The sequence below is a fragment of the Paenibacillus nuruki genome, assembly GCF_001721045.1.
In the GTDB taxonomy this organism is placed as follows: Bacteria; Bacillota; Bacilli; order Paenibacillales; family Paenibacillaceae; genus Saccharibacillus; species Saccharibacillus nuruki.
In genome coordinates this window covers 92,354-104,912 of sequence record NZ_MDER01000038.1, presented here as the reverse complement: position 1 = coordinate 104,912, position 12,559 = coordinate 92,354, and the positions used below count along the sequence as shown (strand labels likewise).

General features: G+C 37.6%; 6 protein-coding genes. 5 read left to right on the top strand and 1 reads right to left on the bottom strand.

What is annotated here, in order from left to right:
* The first annotated feature begins 8 nt into the window (after nucleotides 1–8).
* A complete protein-coding gene (locus tag PTI45_RS10905; RefSeq protein ID WP_069327607.1) occupies nucleotides 9–1,136 on the top strand; it encodes a 5-methyltetrahydropteroyltriglutamate--homocysteine S-methyltransferase in 1,128 nt (375 codons plus the stop codon).
* 127 nt (nucleotides 1,137–1,263) lie between these two features.
* On the opposite strand, the gene PTI45_RS10900 is transcribed toward PTI45_RS10905, so the two are convergent.
* Entirely contained in the window at nucleotides 1,264–1,995 is a 732-nt protein-coding gene (locus PTI45_RS10900) for a spermidine synthase (protein WP_069327606.1), read from the bottom strand.
* 171 nt (nucleotides 1,996–2,166) lie between these two features.
* On the opposite strand from PTI45_RS10900, the gene PTI45_RS10895 reads away from it, so the two are divergent.
* The 4 genes from PTI45_RS10895 (at nucleotide 2,167) to PTI45_RS10880 (ending at nucleotide 12,550) form a co-directional block, all read left to right on the top strand.
* Complete coding sequence (locus PTI45_RS10895; protein WP_069327605.1) at nucleotides 2,167–2,406, top strand: YkuS family protein; 240 nt, start codon at nucleotides 2,167–2,169, stop codon at nucleotides 2,404–2,406.
* A gap of 433 nt (nucleotides 2,407–2,839) precedes the next feature.
* Nucleotides 2,840–6,103, top strand: a complete 3,264-nt coding sequence (gene fabD, locus PTI45_RS10890) for an ACP S-malonyltransferase (RefSeq protein ID WP_069327604.1) — start codon at nucleotides 2,840–2,842, stop codon at nucleotides 6,101–6,103.
* A gap of 34 nt (nucleotides 6,104–6,137) precedes the next feature.
* Nucleotides 6,138–7,379 carry an FAD-dependent oxidoreductase gene (locus PTI45_RS10885; protein WP_069327603.1) on the top strand — a complete coding sequence of 414 codons (1,242 nt, stop codon included), beginning with the start codon at nucleotides 6,138–6,140 and terminating at the stop codon, nucleotides 7,377–7,379.
* Nucleotides 7,380–7,399: 20 nt separating this feature from the next.
* Entirely contained in the window at nucleotides 7,400–12,550 is a 5,151-nt protein-coding gene (locus tag PTI45_RS10880) for an SDR family NAD(P)-dependent oxidoreductase (protein ID WP_069327602.1), read from the top strand.
* Nucleotides 12,551–12,559 lie beyond the last annotated feature (9 nt).

Here is a 12,559-nt window from a genome sequence, read left to right as displayed (position 1 = left end):
AGGATTCTATGCTCAATCCAGTCATCGGCACCAAACGAAATAAGCCTCCTTTTCGCTATGATATCGTTGGAAGCTTTCTTAGACCGGACGATCTGAAAGACGCTCGTCTGCAATATGAACAAGGCGAAATTACAGCTGATCAATTAGCAGTGATTGAATATGAAGAAATTGCTCAATTAGTAGAAAAGCAAAAAGCGTTAGGACTACAAGTGATTACAGATGGAGAATTTCATCGTTCGTGGTGGCATCTAGATTTCTTTCTGGGTATTCAAGGCACTCAGAAAATTTATCTCAATCAAGGCACAGGTGGACAAGATAGCAAAACACGCACAGAAAGTTTTCAAATTGTAGATAAAATTTCTTTTGCTAATCATCCGATGTTAGCTCATTTTCATGAACTACAACAGTTGTCTGGAGATCGTATAGCCAAAATGACGATTCCTTCACCAGCGCTATTTCATTTTGTAGAACACTATAACGGTAATGATGTCTATTCGGATCAAGAAGAACTGTTTACAGACATTATTGCGGTCTATCAACAAGCAATTCAAGCATTCTATGATGCCGGTTGTCGCTATTTACAACTAGATGATACCACATGGGGAACGCTATGCAGTGGTAGACATCGTGTTCATTTGCGTAGTCGTGGACTTGATCCTGATCAATTAGCCGAAGATTATGTACGGTTAATTAATGAAAGTATAGCTCATCGTCCAGAAGACATGACGATTGCGCTACATGTGTGTCGGGGTAATCTTCGTTCCACATGGTTTGCCGCAGGCGGGTATGAGCCGATTGCTGAGACTTTATTTGCACATGCACAAGTCGATGCTTTTTTTCTAGAATATGATAACGAACGTTCTGGTGGATTTGAGCCGTTACGATTTGTTAAAGATCAGTTTGTTGTTCTAGGGTTAGTTACTACCAAACATGGTGGACTTGAAAGCAAAGAAATGCTCAAAGCTAGAATCGCTGAAGCCGCACAAGTGGTAGATCTGAATCAACTTTGTCTAAGCACGCAGTGTGGATTCGCTTCGACTGAAGAAGGCAATATGTTAACCGAAGAAGAACAGTGGGATAAGATTCGTCTGGTGATCGAGACAGCGAATGAAGTATGGACTCAGAACGGTTCATAATATGCTTTATACAATACCCCTGTTCCTTTTACAAATCACATTCATATACTCTGTGTAAAAACCAGAAACATAAAAGGGACTTGCTCGTCTGTACCATAACAAGTCCTTTTTGTGTTTCGATATCCTTTTATTCATCTTCAATAATATAGCCCTGTCCTAGTGATTTACTCTCAAAACCAGCCATATGACGACCCTGATATCGTATAGGCTGATAACCAGCGATCATAATCATATTTTGCATATCAGATGTTCCTTCAGCAGGTAGAGCGAAACATTGTACATGTGGATAGACCTCATACAACGTCGTTGAGATCGCATTGATAAGCCGATCATGATTCGCTTTACCGATCAGGTTGATCATCAAGTACCCTTTATCATGTAACTTGGTAGCAGTCATTTGAAAAAATGATAAAGAGATCAAATGTTGCGGAGTACCTTCTGTCGTAAAAGCGTCTAAAATAATATAGTCATACTGATGATCGTTCTCTGACGAAAGCAATGCTCTGCCATCTCCGATGCGTACATTATTTATCGCATAATTGAAATAAGTCTGGCTCAGTTCTACTACCAAAGGATCAATCTCAGCAATCCGAAAGGTGTTGTCTGGATAGTGACTCGCAATCGTTCCTATTCCATGACCAATCACAAACACATCTTGAAACTCTGAATTGTTAAGCTCCATGAGATGAATCATAGCACGTGGATATTCAAAAAGGATACGCTCTGGATGATGCAGATCGATTGCCCCTTGTATATCTTCATTCGCAAATTGAAGAATCCGAAACCATCCTTTTTCATGATAAAATTCGTTTGTTTCATATACAGAGAGTTGCGCTTCATTTTGAAATAATACCTTCACTATCCTAAACTCCTTACTATATTAAGTTATCCGCACTATAGCCGAAAATGGATAAATACAATTCACATTAGTATACCAAATTGCACAATATGGTTCATTATACATATAGTTGGTGAATCATAGAATAGAGCATAACGAAATATAAAAATATACTTTTGGAGGGTAACTATCATGGCTAAAATTGCTGTAGAAAAACCATTTGACGATATTAAAGAAGTATTAGAAGGTAAAGGACATCAAGTTGATCTAGTCAACAGCGATCAAGAATTAAAAGGATACGATGTAGGTGTTGTTCGTGTTCAAAATGATAGTGACACTGGATTGTATGATTTCCCAATCGTGAGCGTAGAAGGTGCATCTATTGAAGAAGTTGTTGCACAAGTAGAACGTTATATCGAACTTTCCAAATAATCAACGTATACCGAACTGATCCTTGTTTCAAGGGTCAGTTTTTTTGTTGAATATTGACACGCACAATCGTTTGCATTATATTGTTAACGGATATATAAAAATTATTATTATTTCATAATATTCAAATAAATGGATATAAAGTACGTCTTTTTGTTCACTATTCATCAAGTTTACATCAAATGTTAAATCGCTTTAAGTTACTTATTTTACACAAAAAGGTATTTACTTAACAGGCAAATTATTTTATCTTTAGTTATACCCAATCTTTTGATGATATCTAATCGTTGTTTCGGCACGTTACATAAAATCAAAGGAAAATATGTAAAAAATTTCGTAGTGTACATAACAGTAGACGACCTGGGAGAGCTATGCCTTCGAGGCCATTTTTGTCTCAAAATGAAGCAAATTATCCAACATAGACGGGAGGTATCCGATGAATAAAAAAAATATATTTATGTTTTCCGGTCAAGGTTCTCAATATTATCAAATGGCCAAAAAATTATTTGATCAAGATCTTCAGTATCGTCAGATTATGCTTGATTTGGACAAAATAGTGATAGAAATGATTGATATTTCTATTGTACATACGATTTACAATAATGAATTTCGCAATAGCCAGCAATTCACACGTACTTTGCTGTCGCATCCTGCTATTTTCATGGTGGAATATGCATTAGCACAAGTATTAATTACACGTGGAATACGACCGGATTATGTGTTAGGAAGTAGTCTTGGTGAATTTGCAGCGGCTACGATTGCAGGTGTGTTAGATGCTTCAACTGCTCTTAGATGCGTGATCCAGCAAGCCAAATGTTTTGAACAGTATTGTGCGACGGGGTCTATGTTAACTGTGTTATCACCTATTTCTATCTATGATCAACTACCAGACATAGAATATTGTACACTGGTGTCCGTCAGCTATGACGGGCATTTTGTTATTTCTGGATCTGTAGATAGATTAGTAATCATTCAGAAATATCTTGCTCAACAATCTATCGCTTGCCAGTTACTACCTGTATCATTTGCTTTTCATTCACCTGCTATTGATCCAGCAGAGCAACCGTATTTAGAATTTTTAAGAACCATATCATTTCAAAAACCGACCATCCCTTACTTGTCATGTTTGCAAGGAGGTTTAGTTACAGCTATCCAACCAGACCATTTTTGGCAAGTAGCAAGGCAACCTATTTTATTCCAACAAACGATTCAATATATAGAATCCTCTGCTCCACATATGTATATCGATAATAGCCCTGGAGGAACATTATCAACTCTAGTCAAACGCAATCTAAATACTCATTCTTTATCATCCACAACGGTCATTCTTGGTCCTGCTTTGGATGAGAACGTGAATATAGAACGTCTATTCAATCAATCGAATAGGGTTCATCATTCCACACCTTATTCATCTGTACCGTCTCAATCACAAGGAGGAGAACAGCTTATGAGAGCCTATGTATTTCCAGGACAGGGATCACAATATAAAGGTATGGGTAAAGAATATTTTGCTGAATTTCCAGAGTTAATAGCTCAAGCTAATGAAATCCTTGGCTATTCGATGGAAGAACTTTGTCTAAAGGATACTCAAAATCAAATCGGACATACTTCTTTTACTCAACCAGCACTATACGTAGTCAATGCACTTATGTACTACACCATGATAAAAGAGAACAAGACTCCTGATTACGTAGCTGGCCATAGCCTAGGTGAATTCAATGCATTATTAGCAGCAGGCGTGTTTGATTTTGCAACCGGTCTAAAAATCGTCCAATATCGGGGCGCACTTATGGGAGAAGCAAACGGTGGGGCAATGGCAGCGGTTGTCGGTCTTGATCAGGCTAGCATAGAACGAATTTTAAAAGAAAACCGACTTAGCACTATCGATATAGCTAATCTCAATACACCTTCACAAATTGTGATCTCCGGGCCTAAAGATGATCTTGTACAAGCACAATCTATATTTGAACAACAGGGAGCTACAAATTATGTAATGCTTAAAGTCAGTGCAGCTTTTCACTCTAGGTATATGGCAAACGTGCAACAAAAATTTGCTGATTATCTAAAGCAATTTCATTTTAATATGCCTGCTATCCCTGTCATTTCAAATGTATATGCGCGTCCCTATGAATCCAATAATCTATATGAGTGTATGATTCAACAAATCACCTCATCCGTACAGTGGACAGATAGTATACGTTACTTAATGGGAAAAGGAGTACAAGAAATTATCCAAGTAGGGCCTGGAAAAGCGGTTACTAATATGGTGGCAGCCATTCAGCGGGAGGCTAGCCCATTGATTATAGAAGAATCCATTGTAGAGCCACCGCAACAAGAAGTGCCTACATCAACAGCACACCGTTATGATGCTTCTACACTAGGTTGTCATGAATTTAAAAAAGAATACAATCTCAAATTGGCTTATATAGCTGGTGGAATGTACGGCGGAATTGCATCTGTACGTATGGTGAGTACATTAGCCTCTTTTGGTTGCCTTGCTTTTCTAGGCACTGGAGGACTAACGATGGAACGGATTGAAGCTGATATTGTTGCCGTCCAGCAAACACTTCGGCATGGAGAGTCGTACGGAGTGAATTTTTTACATAATCAAGTTCAACCAGATATGGAACAACAATTGGTCGAACTTTTATTAAAGCATCAAGTAAATATCATAGAAGCCAAAGGGTTTTTAACGATGACAACAGCGCTTGTATACTATCGGGTGTCTGGTGTATCACTTAATTCTAATGGTGAAATAAAGACCTCTCATCGCATCATCGCTAAATGTTCACGTCCAGAGATAGCGACTTTATTTATGAGTCCACCACCTCAACATATATTAGATCAATTGGTGCAAAGTCGACACATTACAGCGGAACAAGCAAATTGGGCTAAAAAAATCCCAATGGCAGATGATATTTGTGCAGAGGCAGATTCAGGTGGTTATACGGATAGTGCAGTTATGATGGCTTTATTGCCTTCACTCCTTAGTCTGAGAACCACAATCATGAAACAATACTCATATCCTCGAAAAATAAGAGTAGGCGCTGCTGGAGGGATTGGTACACCAGAAGCGGCGGCAGCAGTATTCGTTATGGGAGCCGATTTCATTTTGACAGGCTCTATTAATCAATGCACTGTCGAAGCGGGAACCAGTACAACAGTAAAAGAATTACTTCAACACATTAATGTACAAGATACAGAATATGCACCTGCTGGAGATATGTTTGAATTAGGAGCGAAAGTACAGGTGCTAAAAAAGGGGTTATATTTTCCAGCACGTGCCAATAAATTATATGAATTATATCGTCAGTATAATGCAATTGAAGATATTGATGAGAAGACCAAAGCAAGATTACAAGAACAATATTTCAAAAAAAGTTTTGCAGATATCTATGATGATGTAAAAAAAACGCATAGTACGCAAGAAATTGAACGTGCTGAACGTAGCCCCAAAGCAAAAATGGCTTTGCTGTTTAAGTGGTATTTTACCTACTCTACAGAGTTGGCATTACATGGAGATCAGGAATCCAAAGTAGATTATCAAGTATACTGCGGACCTGCATTAGGTGCATTTAATCAGTGGGTACAAGGCACTTTACTTGAACACTGGCAACAAAGACATGTAGACCAGATAGCAGATAAGTTAATGAACGAAACTGCGGATTTACTAAATCATCGCCTGCTTCATAACCAGTAGATACCAATAACCCTAAGGTGAAGGAGTCAAATGAATGCATATAAATACAGATGTATTGATTGTCGGTGGTGGAATTGCAGGTGTAGCATTAGCTCTAGCTATGGGCAAAAAAGGTCATGATGTTACTTTAGTAGAGCGTTTAAAACAATTTAAGCCTATACCGAAAGGTGATTTTTTACAGCCTGTTACGATAGAACTTTTAAAAGGGCTAGATGTACTTCCTGAAATTCGTAAGCATTGTGCACTGGTAACTAAAGTTCATTATGGAACAGTAGGTGGGAAACGCTGTTTTACTGGAGATTACAGCACAATGAATATTCCTATTCAATATGCTTTAAATGGAGATCATCATAAAATTCATGAAGGTATATTTAATGCTGCGGTTGCTCTTCCTAATGTTCATTTCTACGCTGGAGTCAATGCTCAGCAGCTATTATACGATAATGGAAAAGTGATAGGGCTAGAAGCAACGACTGATGGAGAAGCTATGATCATTCATAGCAAAGTCGTAGTAGGTTCAGACGGTATTAAGTCTAAGATTAGGGAACAATTAGGAATTAAGCATCATCTATATCCATATGAAGAGAAAAAAGCTAAAATGTTTGCTTTTACTTTTCATATGGAAGAAGAGCCACCAGCAGAAGCCAGTTTCTTTTTTGGAAGCGGGGTAAGCTGTGGTGTATTTCCTTTGCCTGGTAAACGTACTCGTGTCTATCTCGCACTTCGTAAAGAGCTATGGCAGAGTATCAAAGACGACGGGATTGATTCTTTGCGTCAATTGCTTGTATCTCTTTGTCCACATCTTCAGCAAGAGTTAACACAGATCACCGATTTCAAACAAGTTCAGTCTATACCTGCATTTTATCTGGAGACAGATAAGTGGGCTGTAGACGGTGCAGTTCTTTTGGGTGATGCTTGTCATGCATTGAGCCCAGCGCTAGGACAAGGCATGAATCTGGCGATTCAAGGTGCGATGGAGCTTAGTCAAACGTTAACAGAAGCATTGTCTACTGAAAATTATTCTGAATCGATGTTACGTTCTTACGAAAAGAAAAGACGTAAATATGTAAAGTTAATTCAGCAAAATAGCACAGCACATACTTTCTGTTGGTTTGTTAAAAATAGTTCTTTTATCAAATTACGTAATGCTGCTTTTCGTCGTATGGGTCATTGTCCAAATCTTCTCGAAGCCCAAATGCTAACCACATCAGGCTATAGTGATAAATCACCATCATTTTCATATTTGCTTCGTTTTGCAGGTATTATGAAACCTTAATTTCACGGAGGTGAAGAGTAATGGACTCGAAAAAAACAGATATCGCTATTGTAGGAATATCTTGTCGTTTTCCAGATGCGAACGGATATGATGAATTTTGGGACAATCTTGAAGCAGGTGTTAATTCTATTCAAGAAATTCCTGCGGATCGTTGGAATATTCAAGACTATTACTCTGCCGATGTGCTCAAAGCAGGCAAAACCAATAGTAAATGGTGTGGAGCGATAGATCATGTATACGATTTTGATCATCGATTCTTCAATATTTCGCCACGTGAAGTAAACAACATGGATCCTCAGCAACGATTGTTGTTAGAGGAGACCTGGCACTGTATTGAGGATTCTGGTATTTCATTATTACATTTGCAACAACAAATTACTTCTGTCTACGCAGGTATCATGTCAGCTGATTATTTACAAGAAATAAGCAGTTTGAATCATGAGAATATAGATAGCTATGCCTGCTTAGGTACATATGAAAGTTTGTTAACTAATCGAATCTCATACATTTTAAATCTAAAAGGAATGAGTATGCCGATTAACGCCGCTTGTGCTTCATCTCTAGTGGCTGTCCATGAAGCCAGACGCGCATTGATTGATCATGATTGTGATTATGCTATCGCCTCGGCCGTTAATCTAAATTTACATCCGATGAAATATGTTTCCTTTGCTCAGTCTAGAATGCTTAGTCCAGATGGACAGTGCAAAACATTTGATCAACAAGCGAATGGTTATGTACCTGGTGATGGGGTGGCTGTACTGTTATTACAGCGACTTGATCAAGCGATAGAAGATGGGAACCATATTTATGGAGTGATCCGAGGGTCCGCTGTTAATCATGTAGGTAAAAGTGTTTCTTTGACTGCTCCCAAAATGGAAGCTCAACAAAAAGTTATTCAAGCTGCCTATCAATCTGCTGGTGTGAAAGCATCGACTATAAATTATATAGAAGCTCATGGTACAGGTACATCATTAGGTGATCCTATCGAAATCGAAGCGTTAACTCAAGCTTTTCGGACAGATACTTTAAATAACGGATTTTGCCAGATCGGTTCTGTCAAAACCAATATTGGACATTTGGAAAGTGCAGCTGGAATGGCAGGAATAATTAAAGTCTTAATGATGATGAAGCACAAAAAGATACCGCCATCTCTAAATATCCAAACCCTTAATCCTATTATTGATTTTGAATCAACTCCATTTCAAGTCACTACAAAATGTAGTGTATGGGAACGCATAGATTCAGATCAACCTTTACGAGCAGGAATAAGTTCTTTTGGATTTGGTGGTGTTAATTCTCATGTCTTGTTAGAAGAGTATCGTTCAGTTGTTAGTGAAAGGGATGCTGTTGTAGAATCTTCACTCAGTACACCACCCGCTCCATTTATTGTATTATCTGCTAAAACTATTCCAAGTCTTAAGCAATTGATTGAGAACTGGAAAAGTTGGATTCAGAATATAGATGAACATGAATATTCGTTGAAGGATATTTGTCGAACTCTTTTGCAAGGTAGAGAATCTTTTTCTTATCGAGTAGGTAGTACCGTCTCATCTATCAACGACATCAAAAAATGGTTGGAAATCGCTGCTTCTCATATTGTCAAAGCTGAAATGCCTAATTGGAGCTTAGATACCAGATTCTCATCTTGGAAAGGGTATGCTGATATCACATCAAGTGCTATAAATAATCATTTATACAAACAAAAACAAGCAGAACTGCTAAATATTCTTCAACAATTTACAGAAGATTCTCAAAAGATTGAAGGATATTATCAGGATATTTGGCTTGAAGAGAATAGCGAATTATATACATTTATAAGCGGGTATAGTTATGCTTGTATGTTGATTGAATTAACGAGAACACCAGAATGGGTTACCGTATTTGGCAAAGGCACATGGGTTGGACTAGCCATTAGTGAGGTTTTACCGATCACAACGATTATCAAGCTATTGCTTAATCAACAAAATAAAGAAGAGATTGTTTTTAAGCGCCCCTCTGTTCCTTTATATATAGGAAATGGTCAGTCTATTATGCCTTTGATAGGGGATGCTCAATACGTTCAATATCTATCCAAGCAACTATCAGAACTTGCACAAGATCAACATATATTACTTGTTCAACAAGAATATATAACAAAAGCTAAAATATTATATGCTCATCAGTATACGTTTAAATCATTGCTAGATGAATGGAATAAGATCACACAGGAAAAATATAACATCGATATTGTGAAATGTCTTATTCAAGACGAACAAATAAAGTCTGATTATCCTATCACTCATATCAACATGATGCTGTTGTTGATTATTGTGCATTCTTTACGCAAACTGAAACAAAAATGGAATTTGTCTGAGCCTTATACTTTTGATCATCAAGCATGGCAAGAATTAATAGATTTATTAGACGATGAGATCATTAGCAAACAAGATGCTTTAGAAATTGTTCTTTATTCTAATCAGAACGATGAACAAATAGCCTATTCATTGTCCAAACAACTAAATAATATAAATAAGCAACATAATTACTCTATACTATATACGCATAATCGCACTTTAAACGAAATAGATCATCCTTCCGATTGGTTAGCCTATCTAGTCGGTGCAGAGTATGATTCATCTACATTAGTGGAAGATCTGATTGCACAGAGCATGATAACTAACAAAGAATCTTTAATTAGCTTAGATGGCGATTATGAAGAGCAATTATTACAATTATGGCTGAATGGTGTAGATATTCGATGGGATGTAGTGTATGACAATCAATCTTATACTAAAGTCAGTTTACCTTTATATGCATTTCAGCGTAGCACATTTCGACTGAAATCTAATCTACCCACAGCTCAAAAGTCTAGGCTAAACGACATTGCAGCACATCCGATGTTACAACAAAATAGATCTACAGCAGACCAAATTTCTTTTCAATCTACATTTACAGGAGAAGAGTTTTTTTTATTGCATCATCATGTGCAAGGAATTGCTGTTCTACCGGGTGTAGCTTATTTGGAAATGGCTGTTGCGGCGCTTCAAAAAGCAAGCGGGATGTTAGCGAAAGTGCGTACTGGCTTTGTATTGCGTCATGTGACATGGAATCAACCTATCTATATTACAGATAAACCTATTGATGTACAGGTTCATCTACATTCTGAGAAACAAGAACAACTACGTTATGAAATTGCTATGCGACATCATGATTCGAGCCTTCCTATATGCGGTCACGGGATGGTTACTATGAAGAATCATTCTGTATCTAATGAATTAAATATAGATCCTGAAGAACTCAAACGATTGTGTACAGAACAACAATGGGATGATACAACCTGCTATAAAAAGCTGAATCAATGGGGGCTGAATTATGGCGACAGTCATCAAGGTATCGATTATTTATGGATCGATCAGAAGCAAGCAGTAGCTCGGATCAAGCTTCCAACTCGGATAGAAAATACGTTATCAGACTATATACTGCATCCCACTATGCTTGACTCAGCATTCCAAGCCGCTATTCTATTTACAATGTCTCAAGAGGGTACGAATTTGAAAGGAAAACCTCAGTTACCTTTTGCTTTGGAAGAGTTAGAGTATATTCAAGCTTGTACGTCTACGATGTGGGCACGTATTTGTTGGAGCGAAGGAACAACTGCTCAAGATAAAGTGCAGAAGTTAGATATTACTCTCTATAATGATTCGGGGCAACTATGTATACGCATTTCAAAATATACAGCCAGAACTTTAGAAGGACAATTATTAGAACCCACTGTTGTACCTGTATGGACTGAATTACCTGAACATTTAACTATGTTTGCACCTATCTGGGATACTTTCTCAACAGATAAGATAGTAGCTCTGGATACTTCTATAATCAATTTACAGAAAATACTGGTTATAGGAAGTTCCGATATACAGTGGAATGCTATTTCTTCTTATCCGAATGCTATACGGTGGCAATGGGACACAGATCAGACGATTGATTCTATCAATCAATCTATACTTTTGTATGATCAGTTAGATCATATAGTATGGATAGCTTCTGATCCCCCATTAGAGACCACTCATAGTAAAGCTATCATATATGGACAAGAACAAGGCGTTATTCGATTGTTTCGACTGATCAAAAGTTTACTTCAACACCATTATGATCGTCATGGTTTGGAATGGACTATCGTCACTATGAATACGCAATATGTATTTCCTTCTGAAGAGGTCAAACCTATTCAAAGTAGTATTAGCGGCTTCATCGGTTCGCTGGCTAAAGAAATCAAAAATTGGCGCTTTCGTGTGGTTGATCTTGAGCAAACAGAAACGATAGATTGGCAACTTCTTTTTTCTTTGCCTACAAATCCTGATGGTAATATAATCAGCTATCGCAGATCGCAGTGGCACGAACAGCAACTCATTCCTGTTCAGTATAAAGCTATTCAACAAACTGCTTATCGTAAAAATGGCGTCTATATAGTGATTGGTGGTGCGGGCGGAATTGGAGAAGTATGGAGTGAGTATATGATACGTGAGTATCAGGCGAAGATTATTTGGATAGGTAGACGTCGTATCACTCAACAGATTGAAGCAAGCTTGCGTCATTTATCACAGTATGGAACAGCGCCTGAATATATAAGTGCAGATGCAGCCAATCCCGATGAGTTGGAACGTGTCTATCAAGAAATAATAAAGCATTATCCTCAGATTAACGGTGTTATTCATGCGGCGATTGCTTTGTTAGATAATACAGTAATTCAGATGGATGAAGAACGATTTCGAGGAGCATTAACTGCCAAAGTCAATGTATGCGCTAGTATAGAACATGTATTTCAAAAGGTATCGCTTGATTTTGTATTGTTTTTTTCTTCAATCAACGCATTTGCCAAACCAGCAGGACAAAGTAATTACGCAGCAGGATGTACATTTAAAGACTCATTTGCTCAATATTTATCGAGTCATTGGACTTGTTCTGTAAAAGTTATGAATTGGGGATATTGGGGAAACGTAGGTACAGTAGCATCAAGAAATTATCGTGAACGTATGCTCAAGCAGGGTATTGGTTCTATTGAACCTCAAGAAGCTATGCAAGCGTTAGAATGGTTGCTTGTCTCTCCATTTCAGCAAATAGGATTGGTCAAACAAATAGATGAACGTAATGTGTATCATCTCAATGAACACGAATTAATGATTATACAATGATAAGAAAAG

Coding starts and splice junctions, on each gene's coding strand:
- PTI45_RS10905 (WP_069327607.1), top strand. CDS start 9: ATGCTCAATCCAGTCATCGGCACCAAACGAAATAAGCCTCCTTTTCGC.
- PTI45_RS10895 (WP_069327605.1), top strand. CDS start 2,167: ATGGCTAAAATTGCTGTAGAAAAACCATTTGACGATATTAAAGAAGTA.
- fabD (WP_069327604.1), top strand. CDS start 2,840: ATGAATAAAAAAAATATATTTATGTTTTCCGGTCAAGGTTCTCAATAT.
- PTI45_RS10885 (WP_069327603.1), top strand. CDS start 6,138: ATGCATATAAATACAGATGTATTGATTGTCGGTGGTGGAATTGCAGGT.
- PTI45_RS10880 (WP_069327602.1), top strand. CDS start 7,400: ATGGACTCGAAAAAAACAGATATCGCTATTGTAGGAATATCTTGTCGT.